The following is a 23,352-nucleotide window of genomic DNA, read 5'->3' as shown; positions in this document are numbered from 1 at the left end:
TTCGACCTCGAAGCGGTCGAGATCCACATCGATGAGATACGAGCCGGTGGCTTTATCATCTTCGATTCCTCGCAAGAAAAACTCACGGATGCGGTGCGCCGTCCGGACGTGCACTTCTACGAAGTGCCGCTCGCGAAGATCGCCAAAGATGAGATCGGCCTTGAGCTCGTTCGCAACACGATATCTCTCGGGGTCCTCGGCCGGCTGATCGGCATGGATCGCGAGATCGTCCTGCGCGATGTCACGAACGTCTACAAGCGCAAAGGCGACAAAGTCATCGACCTCAACATACGAGCGATCGAGGCCGGCGAGAAATACGTCGACGAACATTTCGACCGTCCATCCGGTTACGCGGTGACGACGGGCGTTGATCGCGACCGTCTGATCATGATGGGCAACGACGCGATCGCCTACGGCGCGCTCGTCGCCGGCTGTCGCTTCATGGCCGGTTATCCGATCACGCCGGCCACCGACGTGCTCGAGTGGATGGCGAAGTACGCGCCGAAGTACGGCGGCGTCGTGATTCAAGCCGAGGACGAGTTGGCCGCGATCAACATGGTGATCGGCGCCGGATTCGCAGGCGTCCGCGCCATGACATCCACGTCCGGGCCTGGCCAAGCGCTCATGACCGAGGCGATCGGGTTGGCGGGCGTCCTTGAGATCCCGATCGTCGTGATCGAATGTGCGCGCGCAGGCCCGTCCACAGGCATGCCCACGAAGACCGAGCAGAGCAATCTCAATCACCTGATCTTTTCCGGTCACGGTGAGATACCGCGCGTCGTCATCGCGCCCGGCACCATCGAGGAGTCGTTCTACCTCACGGTGACCGCGTTCAATCTCGCGGAGAAGTATCAGGTTCCGGTATTCGTGCTGTCCGAACAGGCGCTCTGTCAGTCAAAAGCCACGCTGCCTTCGCTCGACGTCGCCGCCGTCACGGTGGATCGCGGAAAACTCGAACGTAACGGCCATCTGAAATTCGGCGAGTACCGCCGCTTTGCGTTCACGGCTGACGGCGTCTCGCCGCGCGCCGTTCCCGGCACCGACGGCGGCATGTACCTCGCCCCCGGATCGGAGCACAACGATCACGGTGTCATCACCGAAAATGCGGTCAACCGAACGAAGATGATGGAAAAGCGGATGCGCAAACTCGAGTCCATGCGTCCGGACTTGCCGAAAGCAAACGTGTTGGGAGATCCGTCCGCGGACATCGCGATCATCGGCTACGGTTCGAATCGCGGGCCGATCGTGGAAGCGCAGGATCGCTTGGCGGCCGACGGAACGCCGACGCGCTTTCTCCAGATGCGCACGCTCTGGCCGTTTCCGGAAGAAGAAGTGCGCGCGTTCATCAAGGATGCGTCAGAGGTTTTCGTGGTGGAGAACAACTTCACCGGGCAGCTTGAACGCCTGATCCGCTACGTCGTGGGGCCGTCGCCGCATCTTCGCTCGGTCCTGAAGTACAACGGCAAGCCGTTCCGCCCGATCGAGATCATCGAGCGGATCAAGGCAGTCGGGTCTGCGCGCCAAGCGCTGGAGGTCTGAAGCTCACGATGGCGACCACACTAACGGCAAAAGATTTCGCCACCTCCACGCCGTCGTGGTGGTGTCCGGGCTGCGGTGACTTCGGCGTCATCGCCGCGCTGAAGCAAGCCGCCGCGGACATGGGACTCGAACCGAAGAACACCGCTTTCATCTCCGGCATCGGCTGCTCCGGGAAGATCTCCGGGTACTTCCACTCGTATGCGTTTCACGGCGTTCACGGCAGAGCGCTCCCGGTCGCCACTGCGGTCAAGCTCGCCAACAAGGATTTGACGGTGATCGCAGCCGGCGGCGACGGCGACGGCTACGCGATCGGCGCGGGGCACTTCATGCACGCGGTGCGCCGAAATCCCGACGTGACGTATATCGTGATGGACAACCAGACGTACGGACTGACGAAGGGGCAATCGTCCCCGACGTCGGCGCTCGGCTACGTGACCGGCACGTCCCCCGCGGGCAACCCCGATGCCCCCATCAACGGCCTGGCGGTCGCGCTCGCCGCCGGCGGCACGTTCATCGCGCGCGGGTTCTCGTCGGAGCCAAAGGCGATGACCGAGCTCATCAAAGCGGCTATCGCACACCCCGGTTTTGCGATCGTCGAGATCATGTCGCCCTGCGTGACTTTCAACAAAGTCAACACGTATAAGTGGTTCAAAGAGAATGTCTATCACGTCACCGATATTCCGGAGTACGATCCGCGAGATCGAGCCAAGGCGTTCGACGTCCTGACGCAGACCGGCAAGATCCCGCTCGGCATCATCTATACCGAGATCCGTCCGACGCTGGAAGCGTTGACGATCAAGGATGCGCCGGCGATCGCGGGGCTCGATATCGAAACCGCCGACGCGCGGTACGCCGGCATCCAAGAAGCCTACCGGTAAGGCTCGAGTGTAGGGCGGACCTTTATGGTCCGCCGGCGCGCCATAAAGGCGCGCCCTACATTCAGAATCCGTGGTCGCGCAAGCGGATCAGATCGTCGACAGACAGCTTCGAGTAGCCGTGCGTCGTCATCCGTTTGACGAAATCCGCGTCGACACCGTGATCGCGCAGCCGGACGAGGTCGTCGGCACTCAGATTCGTATAACCGACGGCAGCCATCGACGCGACGAACTCCGGATCGACACCATGATCGCGCAGCCGGACGAGATCGTCGGCGGTGAGGTTTGCATAACCGGCTGAGCGCATGGACGCGACGTAATCACGATCGACGCCGTGATCGCGCAGGCGGATGAGATCGTCTGGTGCATGGAAGCGAAAGCCGTCGGCGCCCATCGCCGAGACGAACGGCGCGTCGACCCCGTGATCGGCCATGCGAACGAGGTCATCGGGCGTGAGCGGCGAGACACCGAGCGAACGCAGCTTGTCGATGTACGCGAGGTCGATTCCGGCCACCGCGTATCGCAGCGATTGCGACGGTGTCGGGCTGCCGATGCCGCGCGCAGCCAACCCTTGAGCAAATGCCAGATCTGGTGTGAAACTATAGGATCCCGCTCCGCCGCCGTTCGCGATCCAGCCGTCGCAGTCGAACCAGCCCGCATCGCGGACGATGCGAAACGAGCCGTGCGTGCCGCCGGATGAGAGTTGCGCATCCGAGAGCCCGCGAAGCGAGGCGCGGTCGATGCTTCTCCTCTCCTCGAAGTCCCACGTGTGCGATCCTTGTGAACCGGAGGATCGAAGCGTCAGCTCAAGCGCGGCGCCGCCGGCTTGTTTGTCGAGAATCCATTGGCCCGTGGTCGGCAGATCGGCCCGCGCTTGCGCGCACAGAAGCGCAACCGCTAAACAGCCGGCGACGAGAGCGAATGCAGAGCGGGCCGAGCCGCGCGTGTTCATCATCATACACCTGCCGTCCGAAGTCTGATGAGCTCCTCGATTGACAGGGGCGCGGAGCCGCCGATCCCCTTGCTTCTCAGCATGCGGACATACTCCGCGTCGACGCCGACCGAGCGGAGCCGTACAAGATCCTCGGCGCTGAGCTTGTTGTAGCCGAGCGCTTGAAATGACCGGATGTAGCCGGCATCCACGCCTACCGATCGCAACCGCATGAGATCGACGAGCGACAGCCGCGTGTTCATCGCGGCGTCGACGTCGTGGACGTATCCTGGATCGACGCCCAACGAGCGCAATTGGACAAGGTCCTCGACACTCTCATTCGAGTTAGACGCCGCATTCATCCCTCGCACGTACTCCGGATCGACGCCGACCGAACGCAGGCGCACGAGGTCGTCGATCATCGGCCGAGTCTTGAGCACGGCGTCCATCTCGCGGACGTACGCGGGATCTATCCCGATCGATTTCATCCGGACGACTGCTTCGAGATCCATGTGCGAGATGCCAAGCCCAGGCAGACTCCGCAAGTAGTCACCATCGACGCCAACCGACGCTAGCCTCACGAGCAGATCGGCGCTTGGGCGCGAGCCGCTGTACGCGACGGCGGCGTCGACGAGATCGCCGGTCACGCCGACATCTTTCAGTCGAATGAGGTCGTCGACCGGCAGCGTGGGGTAACCGGCCCTTGAGAGCGCATCGAGCAGATCGGTTGTCGAGGTCGCAAGTCTGGCCGCCGACGCAGGGCGCGCTATCTCCATCAGCCTGGGCGCGGTCGCGCCTTCCATCGTGGCGACACGCAGCGCTTCGAGTCGTTTGGCGGTGAATGCGAAATGTTTCGCCATCACCATGACAGCGGGATGCATCGATGCAAGCGCGGCGGCGGCAGCTTTCGTCGCCGCTGCCGTAGCAGAAACGGCCGTGGCCGAGGCTTTGATCGCGGTCGCGGCCGCCAAAGCGGGAGCATGCGGACGTGCTGCTCTTGCCGCGATCGCGGCAAGATGCGCAGGCGCGGCGATCGGCGCGGTCTGCACGCGCGCCGATACGGGGACGCGCGGCACGACGGCCCGCTCCGAGGCGGCGGGCGGGGTCGGCACCGTCGGCGGCGCCGCGAACACCGGAAGTTGGAAACGCGCCACCGCGCAAATCGCGATTGCGAGAATCCCGATGCCGTAGGCTGCCAACCGCGCGATGGAGGTGGCCCCGTTATGGCCTTGCTCCAGCAAGCGCTCGACGCGCACCAAGAGCTGCTTGCGGCTGAAGAACAGACAGGGTGCCGGCAGCGGACGGACACGCTTGAAGCCGTCGACGGCCAAATGCGTCAAGCACTTCGCATACTGAACGCGTTCTTCGAGCGGTACGACGGCGAAGTCGTCGCACGCGATCTCACGCTCGATGTCGAGCATGCGGCAGATCATGTGCATGGCCGGGCAGAGCCAGTACACCGATTTCACGATCTGCTGCACGGCGTTGCCGATATCGTCCCAGCGCCGTACGTGCGCATGCTCGTGGCGGACGATGCGGGCGAGATCTGCGATCGGCAGTTCGAAGAAGAGCGCGCGCGGCAATGCAATGACCGGTCGAGAGAATCCGAGCAAACATGGCATCGCAAGCTCGGCCGAGACGCCGACATCGACCGCTCGCGTCGAGCCTTGCGTCACCGAGAGAATCGCGGCGTCGCGACAGGGCGTGAGCTCACGCTTGATGCGCATCAGCCTCGCAAACGAGAAGAAGAGGCGGGCGAGGAGCAGCAGAGCGACGATCGACCATGCGATGAAGACCGAGCTCGCGAAACGCGTAAGGTCCATCGTAAAGTCGGCAATTGCCGCGGTCATCGTACGCGCTGCGCCGGTAAGCGGACCCGTCTCAGACGCCGGTGCTGCGACGATTGGCTGTATGTATTGTTTCTCGCGCAGGCCGGCATGAGCCGATGGCATATGGATGACTGGCATCGTGCGCACGTGCGCAGCCGCAACGTGCGGCCGAACCGGCGCGACGGTAAGCAGGCTCGGCGCATCCGATGTGATGGAAGTGATGCTCGTCGCGGAGTGAGTTGCGGCTAGGGCGAAGTCGATGGCCGGCAACGCGGCGACCCCGACCAGCACGGCGAACCAGAGCGCGTAGCGCGTCGAAGCGCTGGAACGGCGCGCGATGCGGATCAGTGACCACACGACGCCGAAGAGTACGACACCTTGCCAAGAAGCGTTGAGCAGGGACGAGACGATATCGGCGATCATATCCGCTTCCTCGCTTCGGCGACGAGCGCCTCAATGCGGGTCAACTCTGTTTTCGAAAGACCGCGCGACTTGAGCAGCGTCTGGGCTAGCAGTTCCGGCGAACCGTTGAAATATCGCCCCAGCACGTGATGAAGTGCGGTGGTGGATGCTTGGTCGCGTTTGACTGCTGCCTCGTAGACGAAGGCGCGGCCGAGCGTGGAGTGCCGAAGAAAACCTTTGTCTTCGAGGATTCGCAGCGTGGTCTGGACCGTGTTGAACGCAACGGGCTTGGTCTGCGCAAGGGTATCCACGACCTCGGCGACCGTGGAACGGCCGCGCGACCAGATGATCTCCATGAGTTGCTGCTCGACTTCGGTGAGCATCCGGGAGCGAGGTCTGGCCAAGGCTGCCTCCATACCTATATAATTAGGTGATGGCGTTACGATAGCATGGCCACCGCGTCCTTGTCAACGAAAGCTCGCCAAAATATATCCTGAAGGGGCCGACGCCAGTCGGCCCAAGATAACGACGCCTGGGCCGACTGGCGTCGGCCCCTTCAGATAAGCGGCCCCTTCAGATAAGTCGGGGAGCTCAGAGCGATTTCGTAGAGGCAGACCAAGCCTTGTAGTCCTTCATCGTCTGGTCGTAGACCGCATGGACTCGCGCTTCCAGCGCGTAGTGCGTGCCGATCGGCGGCCCTTGCGATCCGAAGACACCGAAGAGCAAGCCCTGTATCTGCTCCCGCAGGGCACCGGCTTGGTTGATCGAGTCTTCGTCGTTCTTGTAACCGGCGCTCAATCTGCTCCGCAACGCGAGCCCGGCGTCGGCGGCGGATTGCAACGCTGCGATCTGCGCCGACGATGATCCTGCGCTCTTTGCAGCCGCGATCTTCGCGTTGAGTCGCGTCACCGCCGCATCGATATCGTCGAGCGCAAGATTCACAGCGCCGTACATCGCGTAGACGGACTCCGCGAAGTCGTGCCGCTTCTTATAGTCGGCTTGCGTCCAACGCAAGCGCGGATCGGCCACGATCGAGAGCGGCTTCGAGATCGTCTGCCCGTCGAACGATACGCGCACCGTGTAGGAACCGGGCACGACGCCGACGCCGCTATCTTCGAATCGGGCGTCCTTCGAGGGTGCCGTCGTCCACGCGGGCGGCGCGTTTTCTTGGAGGTTCCAGACGAATCGATTGTAGCCGGCATCGTTCGTGACGTACGGCGTCATCTTGAGGTCGGGGCCGACCGGGTGCGAACCGGACACCGTTCGGACCAAGCGTCCGTGCGCATCGAGGATTTCTATGACCGGCGGCTGCTTCGCGGGCTTCGACTGGTAGAAATTGATCACCGCACCCGACGGCGGATTGGCCGCGGCGTATTCGGTATACAACCCTTCCGTCATCGAACTACGCTGAAACAAGATCGTCGACCGGGGCGCGAAGACATATCGCCCCGCCGCGCGTGCCGCAGCGTATTCTTGAAGCGGCCGCGCGTCGTCGAGAACCCACGCCGAGCGTCCATGTGTGCCGATCACGACGGCGCCGTCGCGCTCTTGGAAGCGGATATCGCGCACGGACACCGGCGGCAAGTTCAATTGCAGCGACTGCCAGCGCGTGCCTCGATCGAAGGTCACGTAGATGCCGAGCTCCGTTCCTGCGTACAATATATTCGGATCGACCGGATCTTGGCGCACGGTGCGAACGAACTGATCCTTCGGCAGGTCGCCGACGATCGACGTCCATGTTCTGCCGTAGTCGGTTGTCTCGAAGGCGTAGGGCGCGGTATCGCCGGAGCGGTGCCGGTCGACGATCGCGAAAGCCGTGCCCGCCGCGAAACGCGACGGCGCGACCGTCTCGACTCTGCCGAACGGCGCGGGGCCCGGCGGCGTCACGTTGCGCCAGTGCGCGCCGCCGTCCCGGGTCAGCTGGACGAGCCCGTCGTCGGTGCCGACCCAGATCTCACCGCGCGCGATCGGCGACCCTTCGATGTCGAGTATCGTGTCGCTGTATTCCGCGCCGGAGACGTCCTTCGTGATTGGTCCGCCCGGAGCGACCTGGTGCGACTTGACGTTCAGCGTGAGATCGGGGCTTATCGTCGTCCAGTGCCGGCCCTCATCATGCGATTGGAAGACGACGTCGCCGCCATACCAGGCCGTGTGCGGATCCCACGGGGCGAACGCGATCGGCGAATCCCAATTGAAGCGATACTTCGCCGCAGCGTAGTCAAACGTTCCAAACGCTCCGGGCGCCGGTTCGACATCGTAACTCTCGTGCGTCGTGCGGTCGAAGATATGGACGACACCATCTTCGAGATCGGCCCATACGAGGTTTGGATTGGCGGGGTCGGGGACGACCCACTCGCCGTCGCCGCCGATCACCGGCATGGCGTACGCGTTCGTGATGCCGTCGCGGTCGAGACTGTTGGAAGGCGCGCACCAACCGTTGTTGTCTTGGAAGCCGCCGCACACGTTGTACGGCTGCGCGTCGTCCAGGCCGACGTGATAGATCTGTCCGATTGCGAGATTGCGCGAGAACGACCACGTCTGCGCCCCGTCGACGCTAAGGGCGTAGCCGCCGTCCTCACCGAGCATGATGCGCTTTGGGTCGTTCGGCGCGATCCAGATCGCGTGATAGTCGACGTGGACGTCGTCGGCGAACGTCTTGAAGGTCTTCCCGCCGTCCGTGCTCTGCGACGCCATCTCGGAGACCGAATAGACATGGTCGGGATTGAACGGATCCACCGCGATATGGCTGAAGTAGAAGGGACGCTGATCGATCAGCGTGTTATCGTTCTCCATCGTCCACGTCGTACCGCCGTCATCCGAGCGCCACAGGAAGCCCTGCTTTGATTGGATGAGCGCATAGACGCGGTGCGAGTCGCTCGGGGCGATTGCAAGGGCGATGCGGCCGAGCAGATCCGTCGGCAGCCCATTGCCGGTGAGCTTCGCCCATGTCGCTCCGCCGTCAACGGATTTGTACAGGCCGTCGTCTGGTCCGCCGCTCGTGAATGTCCACGGCACCCGCCGGAACTGCCACACGCCGGCGTAGACCGTGCGCGGGTCCTTCGGATCCATCGCGATATCCGAGATGCCGCTTTGGGGTCCGACATACAGCGTCTGGCGCCACGTCTTGCCGCCGTCGGTCGTCTCGTATACGCCGCGCGCATTTGAGTCGCGGAAGACGTCGCCGAGCGCACCCACCAGCACATGGTCTGGATTGGTGGGGTCGATCGCGATGCGCGCGATCTGACGAGTGACGTCGAGTCCCATATGCATCCACGTCTTGCCGCCGTCAACGGATTTGTAGACGCCGTTTCCGTACGAGACGTCGTTGCGGGGATTTGCTTCGCCCGATCCCACCCAAACGGTGCTGTCATCGGAAGGAGCGATCGCGACGTCGCCGATCGCCGCGATGCCCGTCTTATCGAAGATGGGATTCCACGTGGCGCCGCCGTTCGCGCTCTTCCAAACGCCGCCGCCCGCTGTTCCCAGATAGTAAAGGAAAGGATCGCGCGCGCTGCCGACGACGGCGGAGACCCGTCCGCCTGATGCGGCCGGCCCGATCGAACGCCACTTCAAGCCCGCGAATGGTGACGCGGGCGTTGCACTCGGGCTAGGGCCGGGCGTAGCCGTCGACGCATCGTCGGCGAGAGCCGCCCGCGAACAGCAGAAGAGAAGAATGAAAGCAAAGCAAGCGGCAAACGCCGCGATCCGCTCACGCATGTGGGCACCTCCGGTGCAAACGCGTTCGCAGCGGCGGGCCGGCGTCCTGCCGTGCGAGTCGCTCGACCGCCTTTAGGGCCAGCGCAGCGAGTCGCTCGATGCCGTCGGATCCTCACCGTCGGGTGCGACCGCGATCGCCTGTGGCTTGGAAGGCGGCGTCCGGAAAAACCCCGTGCCCTCACCGACATAGTCGGCAGCGAAGGAGCCAAGTCTCGTTCTGTGGCCGTCTGCGGTCAGCCAGACGGCGTACGTCAACTCGGGTGTGAGTTGGTCGGCAACGACGTAGATCCATGATCCGTCAGCAGCAACGATCGCTTTGGCCGACTCCTTGCCTGACGTGCTCACGAGCGGATGGTGGACGAAGTGTGAATGCACGAGCGCCGCGACCGGCGTCGGAGCAAGAGCCGACATGTTCGATCGCAAGTCGACGTTCCAGATGAGCAGCGCGAGACACGCCGCAGCCGCAAGCGAAGCCACGATCGGCCAGGTGCGCTTCGTCGCCGGCGGGCGGCCTATGGTTCGGAGCGATGAGCGCCCTGGCCGCGCCGTAAGCGGATTCGCCAGCGCGGCCGAGCCTTTGACCGCTTCAGCAAGCAGAACCGCGCACGTCGCGCAGCTGTCGGCATGATCGAGGATCACGATGGCGCGATCCGGTTCGAGTTCACCGAGAACGAACGACTCGATGTCTTCGTATGGGTGTCGCGTCACAGGCCACCACCGTTCAGGATTTTAGCAAGGCGCGCGAGAGCGAGCTGTGCCCGGCGCTTCACAGTGCCAAGAGGCGCGCCGCTGCGTTCTGCGATCTGCGCAAGCGTGAGCCGCTCGAAATAGGCCAGCCGGATGACGTCGCGTTGTTCCGGCGGCAGACCGTCGAGCGCGGCGCGGACCTGCGCGGCGGCATCATCGCTCGAAACGATCACCGACGGATCCGGCTCTCCGGAGATCGATGTCGAATCGACTGCTTCTCTGTCCTCGCGCAGCCGGCGTCGGGTGTCCGCGCGGAGCAGCGTCAGCGCGGCGTTACGCGTCACGACGATGAGCCAGGGTGCGATCCCGGCCGATCGAACCACAAGTCCCTCTCGCCTGCGCCAAAGACTGGCGAATGCTTCTTGGACTGCATCCTCGGCGAGCGCGTCATCGTGCAAAACGCGAAACGCGACGTCGCGACAGCGGCCGGAGTAACGCTCGTACGATTCGGCGAGCGCATCTTGATCGCCGCGCGCGAGCCTCGCTGCGAGTTCGCGCGCCGCATCGGCCGAGATCATCTAATCGTCAATTCTGTTTGGCGAGCGATTCATCGACAACCGCGATCTGATGCGAACCTTCGACGATGTTCACCGTCCGAATGCCGAGCAATTTCGCGAGTTCACCGGCCGGCACCGTCAGAGGCCCCGGCTTCGGCGCCGAGCCGGGTGCGGGCTGCGGAAACGCCGTGCTCGCGGCAGTGTAAAACGTGATCTTTCCGTCGGTCTTGGAGAGCACCTGGTGGATGTGACCGTTGAGCACCGTCACGCTGTCGAATCGTCGCAGCATGTCGAGCAGCTCCGACTGATCGTCCGTCGTCCAACCCCAGTCGGGGTACACGGCGTACAATGGGATGTGCGCCATCACCGCGATCGGCGTGTCCGGCGATTGCTTAGCGAGATCCGCGCGCGCCCACTCGAGTTGATCGCGGCCCAAGATCCCGCCCTTGGTGATGCCGACGACGTTGGTGAGCGCGAGTGAGTGGACGCCCGCCGCATCGAAGCTAAACCAGCGTTGTGAATTTCCACGCCCGAAAAGTTTGAAGAACTGATCGCCGTTATCGTTGATGACATCGTGTTCGCCCGGCACCGCGTAGAACGCCCCGGTTTTTATCGTGCCGAGCATCTGCTTCACGGTGTCGAGCTGGTCGGGTTTGGAGAGATGCGTCAGGTCGCCCGTATGGATCACGAACTCCGGCGCGACCGGGAGAGCGTTGATCTTGTCGATAGCTTGCTGGAACGTCGCTATGACATCGTCGTTGGCTTTGCCGTTGAAGCCGATATGGCTGTCGCTGATCTGCACAAAGGTCCGCGTGGCTGCGGAGAGCGGTTTGACGCTCGCATCCGCCAGCGAGCGTCCGATCAGACCGTGGTTCGTGAGACCATAGACGACGCCCGTGCCGCCCCACGCCATGCATTCCAAAAATTCGTCGCGCTTCATACGTGTTTTGTCACCGCCGTCACGACGATGGTGCCTTTCATGAACGGATGGACGCCGCAGTGATAATGATAGGTGCCGGGCTTGGTGAACGTGTGCGACCACACATCGCCTTGCCCCAAACCCATCGAGTCGAACGACTTGTCATCGGCGACGACCGTGTGCGGATCGTCGTCCTGGTTCGTCCATGACACGGTGGATCCGGCGGCGATCGTGATGGAAGGTTTTTGAAAGGCGTAGTCTTTGATTTCGACTTTGGCGGCGGTCGCCGATGCGGTCATGCTGGCGGCGAGCGCCAGAGCGAGCAGCAGTTTCAAGAGCACGTTCTCCTCGTAGAAGAGTGGTTGCCCTAGAGTATGCCGCCGCCGCGCAAACGGTTCAATGAATGTAGGGCGGACCTTTATGGTCCGCCGCGCAAACGGTTCAATGAATGTAGGGCGGACCTTTATGGTCCGCCCAACACGCCGAGTCTCTTATATTATTAGTTGGTCAAGGCATCAAAAATCGGGCAGCAATGCTCCCGTCAGATCCGAGTGGGAGAGCAGACGGAGATCGGCCGCAGATATCGCTGAACAGCGCTGTTCTCCGTTGCGCTCGTCGCAGATCCGCGCGCCGCGAAGGTCGGTGCCGTGCGTTGTGGCACCGGAAAAATCGGCGCATTCCTTTTTTCGTTGAAGCACGGTTCCGCCGTCATCGGTGAACGTGTTGTAACCGCAGAGAGCGGCACGCCGGAAGTCGGCGTTGTCCAAGTGCGAGTATCGGAAGTCGGCGCCGGAGAAATCACCGTCCGAGAGATTGGCGGCGGTGAGATCTGCGTTGCGGAAATCGGAGCCATCCATGTGCACGCCGGAAAGATCGACGTGGGCGAGCGACGCCCCGCTCAGATCGGCACCATCCGCGGTAAGGCCGCGAACGTCGAGACCGGAGAAATGCAGACCTCGTAGGTCCGCTCCCTGCAGCTTCAAACCCTGGATTTTCGCATGGCTGAGGTCCACGGACGTCAGATCGCAGCCGTTAAGCTCGGCATCGGTGAGGTCCGTTCCATCCAGCCGCGCGCCTTTCAGATCGACGCCGTTGAGCTTCGCATGCGATAGGTTCGCGTCGCGAAGATCCGCATCGGAAAGGTCGGCGCCGTCGAGGCGGATGCCGCTCAGATCGGTTCCGTGAAGATCGAGGCCCTGCATGTCGCAGCCTTCGCACGACGACAGCATATGGCGCAGCATGCCGGCCTTCACCATCGCCGAATCGATCTTGATCCCTTGGAATTTTGCATTGGTCAGAATCGCTCCGGTCCACGAGATGTTGGCGATATTGGAACCGCTGAACTCTGCGTCGGTGAGATCGGCTCCGTCCAGCCGAGACCCTGAAAGATCCACACCGTCGAAACGAGTGCCGCGTAGATTGGCACCTCGCAGGTCGACGTGCGACATGTCATCGCCGCTCAAGTTCAGTCCGTGCAGATCGGCATTCCGCAGATCTTTGCCGCTCAGGTCACATCCTTGGCACGACTGCAACAACATCCGCACGTCGAGGCCGCTCAGTGCGACCTCCGTGCCCGCCGCGTATCTGGTCTTCGAAAGGGAGCTGAGCTGCGGTCGCGATGACCGCGCGCTTGTCGGTAGAATCGGCGGGTTAGGCTGCGCCGCGGGCTTAGCGAGCGGCTGCGCCGCGGGCTTAGCGAGCGGCTGCGCCAAGGGCTTCGCGAGCGGTTGCGCCTTCCAGACTTGCGTGACGGCGTAGGATACGCGCGGCGGCTTGACGGCTGTGTGCCCCGGTTCGTTCACAACGGGGGCCGTAACCGAAGCCGGAGGAGCTGCCTGCGTGATGGTGACGGCCGGCGCGCGCACGACGCCGACGACGAGTAGAAGCGCGGCCAGCGGCACGATTGCGAGCAGCGCGGTGGGGCGTACGTGAGGAAGCGAATCGCGCTTGGCGTCCATGAGGTGTTCGATCCTTTCAACGATCTGAGCGCGTGTGACGAGCGCGGCGGGTACCGGCAGACGGGGTTGCGGAATATGCGCGAACTGGGCGATGCGCCACAGGCACTCGGCGTAGGACGTCGCGTTCGACGCCTCGGTGACGACCCAGTCGTCGCAGGCGATCTCGCGCTCGAGATTCGCGCGCGCCGCGATGAAGCGCAACGCCGGGTTGAACCAATAGGCGCGTTCCGCAATCCTCTGCAGCAGCGCCCACCAATCGTCGCAGCGCCGGAGATGCGAGTACTCGTGCATGACGATACTGTCGAGCTCGTCGATATCGAGATTTGCGGGCCACGATGCCGGCACGAGTATCGCCGGATGCGCGAATCCGACAGCGGCCGGCACGTCGAGGCCTTGTGAGACGCGCAGCGCGACATCGCGCCCGATCGCCGGCCGCGCCGACCAGCGACGCAGCCGCGCAGCGATCGCGGGATCGAACGGCCGGCTCTCGCGCTTCACCGCCAGCAGTCGGACGAGACTTACGCCGATCCCGCCGACGCCGATTAGCGCACCGAACAACGCGATCCCTAAAGCGCCGAGCAGATACGGCGTGAAATCAAACGGACGCTGCTCGGGCTTCGCGGCGGATAAAGCGTTTGTGTCGGACACCGCCGGCGACGATCCTCGTGCGGCCGCCTGCGTGCGGGTCCCGTGCGCCGAATTCGAAGTGGTCCATTTCTTCAGAGCCGCAGGCCGCCACGGCGCGGTTTGCAGTTGCTCGGCCGGCGCGGCGATCGTCACGGCGTGATCGAACGACCAGGCCACGCTCGCGACCGGAACGGATGCGATCGCTATGAGGCCCGCATACCACATGGCGTGGCGAGTCGCAGCATTCGTCCCACGGAGCCGTTCGCCGATGAAGAAGAGGATGAGCGCCAAGAGCGCTCCGAGCCAGAGGCCGGTGAAAAGCGCGTGGCCGACCGCGCCGGCTATCGAGATGAGCGAAGGGTTCATCGCCATGTTCAGGCCTTTCGTTCGCCGTTCCGCGCGCCATCGAGCAGACTTCGCAAGCGGCGCAGCTCGGCTTGGTCCACGCGCTCGGACTCAAGCAGGTTGAGCAGCAGTTCGCGCGGCGAGCCGTCGAAGAATTGTTTGAGGACGTAACCGACGACGTCGCGGCGGACTGCATCGCGATCGATCGCGGGCGCGAACACGTGCGCCTTGCCCTCCGCGCGGTGTCGGACGTACTTCTTTCTGTCCAGCGTGCGAAGCACGGTGAGCACAGTGGTATACGCGAGCGGCGGGTTGCCGAGCGCGGCCGCCACATCCGCAACGGTCCCCGATCCGAGCCGCCACAAGACGTCCATGACGCGATGCTCGGCAGCGGTAAGCGTCGGCGATGCGTTGCGTGCCATGCGGCAAGTATACGTCACCCTCAGGGCATTGTCAACTATACAACTAGTAGATATACCGAAAGAATGGCCGGACGCGTGTCCGGCCATTCTCCGTGTTACAGGATGTCGTTGTTACGTGACCGTTACTTTGTCCACGATCGAATTGCCGATCGCGTCCTTCACCGTGACGTTTGTATTGCCGATACCGATCGCTTTCACCGTGTACTGGTTCGGATGCCCTGAGACAGGCGTGACCGTTGCGACGCCCGGGCTGGAACTTGTCACGGTCCATGCAGACGTGTTCGGTTCAGTGATCGTGATGGTCTGCGTCTGACCGATGCTCGTGAGGTGCACCGGATTCGGCGTCACCGTTATCACATCGATGATGTAGACGTCGATCTTCGCATTGTTGCCGATCGTCCAATAGTTGCCATCCGGGCCTCCGGTGAGGCCGTAGTTAACCCCATATGTTGAGGGCGGATAGAACGAATGGAGCGTGTTGGTGGACGTATTGTACGTGGCGATCTCATTCTGGTTAGAGACGGAGAACCACGGGTTGCCGTCGAGACCCTGGATGAAGTTGTTCGGGTTCCCCTCGGTGTTAAATGGATTCGGAATCGCCGTCCAGCTGCCGCTCGTCGTGATGCGGTAGATATTCCCGCAGCCGCTCGAGTAGAGATTTCCATCCGGCGCCGAAACGAGCCCGATCAGGCCGCACGGCATGGAATAGACGGTGATGCTGCCGGTGTTTGGATCAACTTCGTCGATTGCCCCGACGTTGTATTCCGTCACCCAGATATCGCCGTCCGATCCCGCCGCGACCGCGCCGTAGTAGTTGCTAACCTCGCCGTCAGGATAGGCGAATTCGGTGACATGGCCGGTTTGCGTGATCTTGCCCACGTGCTTGAGCCCGGCGTACCAGATGTTGCCGTCCGAGCCGACAGCCATGCCGCCCATGTAGTCCTGATCACCGCTCGGAATGGCGATGACGGAGAACGATCCCGTCGTCTTCGCGAGCCCGATCACGCCGGCTGTCGCTGGAGTCGACATGTAGAATTTGCCGTCGGCGCCGACGGCGATGTTGCCGGGGCTGAAGTGTAGACCTGAGCCATAGTTCAGCGGAAAGACGTGCGTCGACCCCGACATCTTCATCTGGATCAGCGCGTTGTCGCTATAGTCCGTGTACCATATGTTCTTGTCGCTTCCCGTGACCGCTGAATTGAAGTTGTTGGTGCCGCTTGTTCCGCCCCATGCGAATTGCGTCCACTGGACCGGCGTGTGTCCGGTCTGTACGACTCCCGGCCCCATGTTGCGGCCGTGCGCCAGTGCGGCGTTATTCGCCGGACTGGGCATAGATTGATGTCCGCTGCACGCAGCGAGCGCAAGTGCGAGCGCGCCGATGCAGATGGCTGATTTGCGCATTGTCATATCCTCCTACTGCACCGTCACGTGGACGGGGAAGCTGTTTCCGACGCTGTCGCTCACGATGATCTTGCATTGACCTTTAGCGACGGATGTGACCTTGAACGTGTTCGCCGGTGAGCCCTGAGCTACGGTTGCGATCGCGGTGTTCGAGCTCGTCGCGGTCCATGCGGACGTGCCATGCTGCGTCACCACGATGTTTGAGGTAAGGCCCGTCGAGGCGAAAGTCAGCGAAGCGGGGCTGACCGACATGACGTTGAGGATGTAGACCTGGACGGTTCGCTGATTGTTTTCGATAGTCCAGATGTTTCCGTCTGGACCCGCCGTCATCGTATTGGCATTGCCGTAATTGGCCGGCGGGTAATAGTAGGTCATCTGCAGCGTGCTCGGATCGAATTCACCGATCACACTTGCATTGCTGGTGCCGAACCACGGATTGCCGTCAGGGCCGACCGTGAGGTATTTGCCCGAGCCGGAAAACCCGTACGGGTTATAAAACGCGGTGGCGACGCCGGCAGTGGTCACTTGCACGAGTGTGTTGTTCGTGCACGCGACCCAGAGGCTGCCTTGCGCACTGATCAGGTCCTGCCCGCTGCAACCAAGCGAGAATGTTGTCTCGTGTCCGGTAGCCGGCACGATCTTGTCCACAATCGAAGAATTGTATTCTGAGATCCAGATATTTCCGTCGGGCCCGGCGACGATGCCGTCGAAATAGTTGCTCGTCGTGCTGTCGGCGAATGTGAACTCGGTGATGGCGCCCGACGTAGTGATCTTCCCGTAATGAGAAAATTCGCTGAACCATACGTTGCCGTCTGGGCCGAGCGTCATGGTATCGTAGCCCACCTTGTCGCCGCTCGGGATCGCCTTTTGCGTCACGCTGCCGCTTGTGGTCGCGATGTCGATAGCGGCGATATTGACGTCGCCGGCGTAGAACTTATTGTCCGAACCCAAGGCCATCGCAGATGGATTGAACGATGTGAGCGCCGCGCCTTGCCGTGCGGTCCCGTCCATAGCCATGCGAAGGATTTGCTGGCCGCTATAGTCGTTGTACCACATCGCGCCGTCAGGACCGGTAAGCATGGTCGAATAGTACGGGTTGAACTGCGAAAGCCAAAAGAAGGAGCGCCAATTCACCGGCTGTTCGCCTTTTTGGCGCACATCCGGACCGGCATGATGACCTTGCGACGCCGAACCCGCGCTTTGCACCGGCACAGCTTGCTGACTGCTGCATCCGGAGGCGACGAGAGCGAACGCCACAAAGACAAGAAGTTTGTTACGCATTGCAAACCTTTCTTGCATGTGTGGTAGACGCGAGCAAGCTGATACAGTTTGCTGCGCAGACGAAGCACAGCGCGAGGACGTTGCGGTCCCGCGCGTGTACCGACCAGTTCCGGGCGGCCAGAATGATTCCCGTCACTATTGCGTTAGGCTTTTGGTACCAAGACTATCGTGGAAATATTTTCATTTCTCGAACGCGTGTTCAACGGATCCAAAAGAACAATGCGCGCAGTCACGAGAATGCGGTAGCAAGATTAGCAGGCGTTGGGGCCAGCGCAAAAAGAGCACGGTCGTCTTAGCGATTCGTGAAGAGTATGACGGAGGCGGCGTGCGAAGAGTCACAATCGATCATATAGACATCCGGGTGCGCGATCTTGGCGCCAGCCGGACGTTCTACGAGGCGGCGCTCAAGCCGCTTGGATTGTCCATTGTGACGGATCGTGCGGATGAGGTCGATTTCGGCTTCGATAGTCTAGACGACTTCGGCATCCACAGCGGCGGTGTTCCGAGCACCGGAGTCCACGTCGCTTTCCTGGCGCGATCGGCCCAAGAAGTCGATGAATTCTACCGCGCCGCCCTCGCGGTCGGGGCGTCAAGCGATGCGCCTCCCGGACTGCACCCCGAATACAGCCCGGGGTACTATGCGGCATTCGTGCTCGACCCCGACGGCAACGTGGTGGAAGCAGTGTGCATGGGGGTGGGACATGCTGAAGGGGCCGACGCCGGTCGGCCCGGGCTCGTAACGTAGGCCGACCGGCGTCGGCCCCTTGAGGCAACTTTGTGCCGATGAACCATTCGAGACGCGTCAACGACGAAAGGGTCAATGGAAGCGCAGCGCTCAGACGAAGACACCCGCTTTCTCATCGCGCAGATCGCTTGCGGTGACAGGGTTGCCTTCGAACGTCTCTTCCGCGCATTCGAAGTCCGGCTATATCGCTATCTCATGGCGATGCTCCATGCACGAGAACTAGCGGAAGAACTCGTCAACGACGTCATGGTCGAGGTCTGGCGCGGCGCGCCGAAATTCCGCAACGAGTCAAAGCCTTCCACGTGGCTGTACGGCATCGCATATCACAAAGCGATAGACGCGATTCGAAAACGCAAACCCGCCACAGCCGAACTTCGCACGATCGCGGCGGTGCCGGATCCCCGCCCCAGTCCTGAGGAGAGCGCGGTCGCCGGCGATCTGCACAACGACCTTGACGCTGCGCTCCGTTCGCTATCGCCAGAACATCGGGCGGTCGTCGAGCTGGCTCTGACGCAAGGCTATTCCTACCAGCAGATCTCAGAGATCGCGGGTTGCCCGGTGAATACGGTGAAGACGAGAATGTTCCACGCCCGAAGACATCTCCGCGAATACTTCCTTCGAGCCGGTGCGCGAGGTGAAGCGTCGTGACGCACCGCCCGATCTCCGAGCTTCTCCCTTGGTACGTCAACGACACGCTGACGCTGGAAGAGCGCACGGCCGTCGAGGCCGAGGTCGAACGCTGCGCCGAGTGCGCGACCGAAGTCGAGCAACTGGCGGCGCTGCGCGATTATATGTTGGAGACGGACGCCGCGATGGAGGGACCGTCGCAGACGCTTTTCGCGAAGACTCTCGCGCGGATCGAGCGCGAGGAACATGCCCCGCGGCGGGCGGGTAAACTGTGGGCGGCGCTCGCCGGACTCAGCTGGATTCTGGTCGCCGCGCCGGTGGTCGCTGCTGTCGTGGTCATGGGCTTTTGGGCATTCGGTCCTGGCGGCCGCTTTGCGGGGCAGGTGTCGGCCGTCGCTCCGCCCGAGCAACCGCAGATTGTGCAGCTTGATGCAAGCGCGCGATCCGTGGCGTCAAACGCCGCCGCGTATCCCGCAATGTACCAGAGGTTCAAGAATGAAACCACCGGAGCGGGAGGGCCGGCTGACGCGGTTCATCGAGATATCGCGCGGACGGGAGCGATCAGTCTCGTGGTCGACGACGTCGAGCGAGCCATCAACCTCGCCGATTCCGTCGCGAGCCAGCGTGGCGGTTACGTCTCATCGCTTTCCGACCAGACGCCGCAGTCGCCGGGCGAGCGCCACTCCGCGGACATGCAGGTCAGCGTGCCGTCCGCGCAATTCGACGGGGCTATGATTTCGCTCGCCGCCTTAGGAGTCGTCCGGTCGCGCTCGGTCAACGCCCAAGATGTCACGAGCAGCGTTGTTGACCTGACCGCACGCTTGGACAATGCGCGGCGAACCGAACGCGATCTCGCGGCGATCATGGATCGGCAGGGGAAGATCGACGACATTCTGCAGGCGGAACAGCAGCTGGCCCAGGCACGCGAGCAAGTCGAACAACTCGCAGGCCAGCTCCAGGCGCAGCAGCAGTCCGTTGCTCTCTCTACCATAGACCTCACGCTGACGGATGCGGCGCCGAAGCCGTCTACCGCAGCACCGAGCGGAAGCGACCAGCTGGGCGACGCATGGCGGGCGGCGGTCCGATCGGTCGGTTCGTTCACGCTTGCAATCGTCGGTGCCGCATTCTTCATAGTCGCCTACGTGCCGTACATCGCGCTGGTCTTAATATTGGCGTTTTTCGCTTGGCGCAGATTCGCCGGACAAACACCCCGCTAAAGCGAACAGAGCGTGAAACAATAGTCCCCGACCGGCGGTACACCTCGCATGTGGCTGACGAGATTCGCGCTCAAGCAACCCACGATTATCACGCTGTTTTTCGCGGCAGTTGTGGCCTTTGGCATCGTCGGTTTCTTCATGATGGGGCAGAACGTCAACCCCAACGTCCAGTTCCCGGGCGTGGAAGTGGACGCGGCCTACCCCGGCGCCAGCCCGGAGGAGATGGAACGGCTGGTCGTCCGGCCGATCGAGGATCAGCTGCAAAACGTCCGCCACGTCGATCAGATCTTCTCGCGGTCGACCGAAGGCGGCGCTACGATCTCCGTCCAGTTCAAGCTGGGCACCGACGTCAACGCCGGGGCAAACGATGTCCAGCAGGCCGTGGACCAAGCGCGGGCATTCCAGCCGCCTGACCTCAATCCGCCCCAGTTACAGCGCGCCGATACCGGCTCTCAGTCGATCATGACGTATGCGATCACGTCGGCGAGCATGTCGCCGGTGGCGCTCTCGGATCTCGTCCAACAAGAGGTCATCCCGGCACTGCGCGGCATCAAGGGCGTGGGGACGATCAGCACCGGCGGCGATTTCACTCGGGAGATCCACGTCAACCCCGACCCCACACGCTTGATGGGCGCGGGCGCGACGCTTCTCGACGTGAGCAACGCGCTTGCCGCGGGGAACGTCAGCTTGCCGGGCGGCCGGCTCGACCAGGGAGCGACCGAAGCCACCGTGGGCGTGCGCGCGGACATCACCGATCCCGCCGACTTCGCACAGCTGCCCGTGAGCGTGCCGGGCGCCCCGCCCGATTCGCTCAAAGTGGGCGACCTCGCCACGATCAGCGATACGCATGCCGATCAACTCGTGATCTCCACGCTGAACGGCAAGCCCGCGATCGTCTTGAATGTTTCGCACGACTCCGACGGCGACACCGCTTCGACCACAAAACTGGTCCGCGCAAAACTCGCAGACCTCGCAACACAGAATCCGCACGTCCACTTCCAAGAGATACAGGCGGATGAGGACTTTCTGAAGGAAGCCGTCGCCGGCGTCGGCCAGAACCTCGCCGAAGGCATTTTCCTGACCGCGCTCGTGCTGCTGCTCTTCCTGCACATGTGGCGCAGCGCGGCCGTCGTCATGATCGCGATTCCTACATCGATTCTTGCGACGTTCTTCGTGATGTGGATGCTTGGGTTCTCCATCGACTTGCTCTCGCTCATGGGACTCTCGCTGACCATAGGAATTTTAGTCGACGACTCCATTGTGGTCATCGAAAACATCACCAGGCATCGAGAAATGGGAAAGCGCGCCGACGAAGCAGCGCTCGTCGGCCGGACCGAGATCGGCGGAGCCGCCGTGGCCATAACGCTCGTGGATGTCGTCGTGTTTGCGCCCATCGCCTTCATGGGCGGCATCGTCGGCGAGTTCCTTCGGGAATACGCGCTCGTGATCGTGACCGCGACGATGTTCTCGCTGCTCGTCTCCTTCACGCTGACGCCGCTCCTTGCCGCCAAATGGGCGGTCTTGCGCAAGCCCAAAGAGAGCAGGCTCGCATTTGTGCGCGCGTTCACGAACTGGTTCGACGGAATCCGCAAAGCATACCACGATCGCGCTCTTCCGTTAGCACTGCGGCATCCGTGGATCGTCATGAGCACCTCGCTCGTACTCGTGCTCGGCGCGCTCGTTCTCATTGGGTCCGGCGTCATACCGTTCGAGTTCCAACCGAACACCGAATACGGCACGGCGATCGCGAACCTGCAATATCCGATCGGAACGTCGCTTCGCGCGACGCAAGCCGGTACCGACCGGGTCGCCGCTGTCTTCATGAAAGATCCGCGCGTCAAAGACGTCGTGGAGACCATCGGCGGCGACGGCACGTATACGTCCTCCATCCAGATCGATCTCCTGACGAAGTATCGCCACGACGAGCACAAGATCGTCGACCAGCTCAACACCATGTCGTGGATGGTACCCGGGGCGCTGCTGACATCGGGCGGCGCGCAGAACGGCGGCGGAGCGGCGATCACGTACACGCTGAGCGGACCGGCCGATGCGCTCGACGCCGCCTCTGCAAAGCTTGCCGACTTCATCAAGAGACTGCCGAATGCGACCGGCGTGAACGCGACGAGCCTGATGACCGGGCCGCGACTTGAAGTCCGAGTGGATCGAGCGCGGGCGACGGCGCTTGACGTGTCGCCCGCCGACGCCGCCGGCACGGCACGCGCAGCAGTGGGAGGCGTCATCGCCACGAAGGTTCGCAGCGATCAGGGCCTCATCGACACCGTCGTCCAGTTCGCGCCCGACGTCCGCAACAACGTGCACAATCTGGAAACCACGCCTGTCCGGGCCTTGAATGGTCAACTCGTGCCGCTAGGCGACGTCGCGACCTTCAACTGGATCCGCGAACCGCCAGTGCTGCGACGGATCGATCGCGAGCGGATCGTCCGCGTCTTCGCCAACACGCTCCACAACGCGCCGATCGGACCGATCGATAGCAAGGTGCAGGCAGCGCTCAAGAGTCCGGGCTTCTTACCCGCGGGCGTTCACGTCGCCTCGGAAGGTGACGTCCAGTTCCTGCAAGACACGATGACGAAGATCGGCATCGCGCTCACCACATCGTTCGTGTTGATCTACATGCTGCTCGTGATACTCTATCGCAACTATCTGACGCCGGTCGTGATCATGGCTTCAATCCCAGTGGCCATCGTCGGAGCGGCGGGTATTCTCGTCGTCGCGAATGCTCTTCACGCGGTGTTTCCGGATGCTGCCGCGTTTGAAGGTCAGACGCTCAACATATTTTCCATGCTCGGTATCGTGATGCTCATGGGCCTCGTCGCGAAGAATGGCATCCTGCTCGTGGACTATGCGAACACGCTTCACGAACAGCGCGGCCTGACGCTGAACGAAGCGATCGTCGAGTCCGCCTCGATCCGGTTCCGGCCGATCGTGATGACCACGGCATCGATGATCGTCGGCATGCTGCCGCTCGCATTAGGGATCACCGAAGGCGCGCAGTTCCGTCAGTCCATGGCCATGGTGATCATCGGCGGACTGGCCTCATCGCTGTTCATGACTCTGTTCCTCGTGCCGGCGGTCTACATCAAACTCGTCGGGTTCGTCGAACGGCGTCGCGCCAGAGCGGCCGAGCGGCGACTCGAACTGCTCGAGCTCGATCCAGAACTCGCCGAAGCGCTCTAGCTTTCGCGACGATAGGGCGAGCGATGCTCGCCCTACTACGGAAACGAGAGGGCCTGCGTGCCCCATAGGTCCCTATAC

General features: G+C 62.5%; 18 protein-coding genes. 6 read left to right on the top strand and 12 right to left on the bottom strand.

From position 1 onward, the window contains the following. A partial coding sequence (locus VKT51_01185) for a 2-oxoacid:acceptor oxidoreductase subunit alpha (protein HLJ82772.1) occupies window positions 1-1,539 on the top strand: 1,539 nt, incomplete at its 5' end. Between the two features lie 8 nt (window positions 1,540-1,547). Further along, window positions 1,548-2,417 carry a 2-oxoacid:ferredoxin oxidoreductase subunit beta gene (locus tag VKT51_01180; GenBank protein HLJ82771.1) on the top strand — a complete coding sequence of 290 codons (870 nt, stop codon included), beginning with the start codon at window positions 1,548-1,550 and terminating at the stop codon, window positions 2,415-2,417. A gap of 61 nt (window positions 2,418-2,478) precedes the next feature. Here the strand turns inward: VKT51_01180 and VKT51_01175 are convergent, their stop codons facing one another. The 12 genes from VKT51_01175 to VKT51_01120 form a co-directional block, all read right to left on the bottom strand. Continuing rightward, window positions 2,479-3,369, bottom strand: a complete 891-nt coding sequence (locus VKT51_01175; GenBank protein ID HLJ82770.1) for a hypothetical protein — start codon at window positions 3,367-3,369, stop codon at window positions 2,479-2,481. After that, window positions 3,369-5,597: a M56 family metallopeptidase gene (locus tag VKT51_01170; GenBank protein ID HLJ82769.1), complete on the bottom strand. Its 2,229-nt coding sequence runs from the start codon at window positions 5,595-5,597 to the stop codon at window positions 3,369-3,371. The genes VKT51_01175 and VKT51_01170 overlap by 1 nt, the downstream gene beginning before the upstream one ends. Next, complete coding sequence (locus VKT51_01165) at window positions 5,594-5,980, bottom strand: BlaI/MecI/CopY family transcriptional regulator (GenBank protein ID HLJ82768.1); 387 nt, start codon at window positions 5,978-5,980, stop codon at window positions 5,594-5,596. The genes VKT51_01170 and VKT51_01165 overlap by 4 nt, the downstream gene beginning before the upstream one ends. A 187-nt stretch (window positions 5,981-6,167) precedes the next feature. Further along, window positions 6,168-9,293 (bottom strand): hypothetical protein, encoded by a 3,126-nt coding sequence (locus VKT51_01160; GenBank protein HLJ82767.1) that lies wholly within the window; start codon window positions 9,291-9,293, stop codon window positions 6,168-6,170. Between the two features lie 72 nt (window positions 9,294-9,365). Continuing rightward, window positions 9,366-10,001, bottom strand: a complete 636-nt coding sequence (locus tag VKT51_01155) for a hypothetical protein (GenBank protein HLJ82766.1) — start codon at window positions 9,999-10,001, stop codon at window positions 9,366-9,368. Continuing rightward, window positions 9,998-10,558 (bottom strand): RNA polymerase sigma factor, encoded by a 561-nt coding sequence (locus VKT51_01150; GenBank protein HLJ82765.1) that lies wholly within the window; start codon window positions 10,556-10,558, stop codon window positions 9,998-10,000. The genes VKT51_01155 and VKT51_01150 overlap by 4 nt, the downstream gene beginning before the upstream one ends. A gap of 7 nt (window positions 10,559-10,565) precedes the next feature. Beyond that, on the bottom strand, window positions 10,566-11,477 hold the full coding sequence (locus tag VKT51_01145) for a metallophosphoesterase (protein HLJ82764.1): 912 nt from the start codon (window positions 11,475-11,477) through the stop codon (window positions 10,566-10,568). Beyond that, a complete protein-coding gene (locus VKT51_01140) occupies window positions 11,474-11,797 on the bottom strand; it encodes a cupredoxin family copper-binding protein (GenBank protein HLJ82763.1) in 324 nt (107 codons plus the stop codon). Before VKT51_01140 ends, VKT51_01145 begins: the two co-directional genes overlap by 4 nt. 174 nt (window positions 11,798-11,971) lie before the next feature. Further along, window positions 11,972-14,413, bottom strand: coding sequence for a pentapeptide repeat-containing protein (locus VKT51_01135; protein HLJ82762.1), 2,442 nt, complete (start codon window positions 14,411-14,413; stop codon window positions 11,972-11,974). Window positions 14,414-14,415: 2 nt separating this feature from the next. Beyond that, entirely contained in the window at window positions 14,416-14,808 is a 393-nt protein-coding gene (locus VKT51_01130) for a BlaI/MecI/CopY family transcriptional regulator (protein ID HLJ82761.1), read from the bottom strand. 111 nt (window positions 14,809-14,919) lie between these two features. Further along, complete coding sequence (locus tag VKT51_01125) at window positions 14,920-16,209, bottom strand: hypothetical protein (GenBank protein ID HLJ82760.1); 1,290 nt, start codon at window positions 16,207-16,209, stop codon at window positions 14,920-14,922. Between the two features lie 12 nt (window positions 16,210-16,221). Further along, entirely contained in the window at window positions 16,222-17,490 is a 1,269-nt protein-coding gene (locus VKT51_01120) for a hypothetical protein (GenBank protein HLJ82759.1), read from the bottom strand. Window positions 17,491-17,815: 325 nt separating this feature from the next. On the opposite strand from VKT51_01120, the gene VKT51_01115 reads away from it, so the two are divergent. The 4 genes from VKT51_01115 (at window position 17,816) to VKT51_01100 (ending at window position 23,274) form a co-directional block, all read left to right on the top strand. Continuing rightward, the gene (locus VKT51_01115; protein ID HLJ82758.1) at window positions 17,816-18,235 is read left to right on the top strand and encodes a VOC family protein; all 420 of its coding nucleotides are present in this window, start codon (window positions 17,816-17,818) and stop codon (window positions 18,233-18,235) included. A 75-nt stretch (window positions 18,236-18,310) separates the two neighbouring features. After that, on the top strand, window positions 18,311-18,883 hold the full coding sequence (locus VKT51_01110) for a sigma-70 family RNA polymerase sigma factor (GenBank protein HLJ82757.1): 573 nt from the start codon (window positions 18,311-18,313) through the stop codon (window positions 18,881-18,883). Further along, window positions 18,880-20,079, top strand: a complete 1,200-nt coding sequence (locus tag VKT51_01105) for a DUF4349 domain-containing protein (GenBank protein HLJ82756.1) — start codon at window positions 18,880-18,882, stop codon at window positions 20,077-20,079. The genes VKT51_01110 and VKT51_01105 overlap by 4 nt, the downstream gene beginning before the upstream one ends. Window positions 20,080-20,127: 48 nt before the next feature. Next, entirely contained in the window at window positions 20,128-23,274 is a 3,147-nt protein-coding gene (locus tag VKT51_01100) for an efflux RND transporter permease subunit (GenBank protein HLJ82755.1), read from the top strand. Window positions 23,275-23,352 lie beyond the last annotated feature (78 nt).

The organism is Candidatus Eremiobacteraceae bacterium (genome assembly GCA_035295225.1).
In the GTDB taxonomy this organism is placed as follows: Bacteria; Vulcanimicrobiota; Vulcanimicrobiia; order Eremiobacterales; family Eremiobacteraceae; genus JABCYQ01.
Note: the sequence above shows the minus strand (reverse complement) of the source record. Positions and strands in the feature narration are given on the sequence as shown.

What these genes read in the sequence shown, in the direction of transcription:
- VKT51_01180 (HLJ82771.1), top strand. Translation starts at nt 1,548, where the DNA reads ATGGCGACCACACTAACGGCAAAAGATTTCGCCACCTCCACGCCGTCG.
- VKT51_01175 (HLJ82770.1), bottom strand. Translation starts at nt 3,369, where the DNA reads ATGATGAACACGCGCGGCTCGGCCCGCTCTGCATTCGCTCTCGTCGCC.
- VKT51_01170 (HLJ82769.1), bottom strand. Translation starts at nt 5,597, where the DNA reads ATGATCGCCGATATCGTCTCGTCCCTGCTCAACGCTTCTTGGCAAGGT.
- VKT51_01160 (HLJ82767.1), bottom strand. Translation starts at nt 9,293, where the DNA reads ATGCGTGAGCGGATCGCGGCGTTTGCCGCTTGCTTTGCTTTCATTCTT.
- VKT51_01150 (HLJ82765.1), bottom strand. Translation starts at nt 10,558, where the DNA reads ATGATCTCGGCCGATGCGGCGCGCGAACTCGCAGCGAGGCTCGCGCGC.
- VKT51_01145 (HLJ82764.1), bottom strand. Translation starts at nt 11,477, where the DNA reads ATGAAGCGCGACGAATTTTTGGAATGCATGGCGTGGGGCGGCACGGGC.
- VKT51_01135 (HLJ82762.1), bottom strand. Translation starts at nt 14,413, where the DNA reads ATGGCGATGAACCCTTCGCTCATCTCGATAGCCGGCGCGGTCGGCCAC.
- VKT51_01130 (HLJ82761.1), bottom strand. Translation starts at nt 14,808, where the DNA reads ATGGCACGCAACGCATCGCCGACGCTTACCGCTGCCGAGCATCGCGTC.
- VKT51_01125 (HLJ82760.1), bottom strand. Translation starts at nt 16,209, where the DNA reads ATGCGCAAATCAGCCATCTGCATCGGCGCGCTCGCACTTGCGCTCGCT.
- VKT51_01120 (HLJ82759.1), bottom strand. Translation starts at nt 17,490, where the DNA reads ATGCGTAACAAACTTCTTGTCTTTGTGGCGTTCGCTCTCGTCGCCTCC.
- VKT51_01110 (HLJ82757.1), top strand. Translation starts at nt 18,311, where the DNA reads ATGGAAGCGCAGCGCTCAGACGAAGACACCCGCTTTCTCATCGCGCAG.
- VKT51_01100 (HLJ82755.1), top strand. Translation starts at nt 20,128, where the DNA reads ATGTGGCTGACGAGATTCGCGCTCAAGCAACCCACGATTATCACGCTG.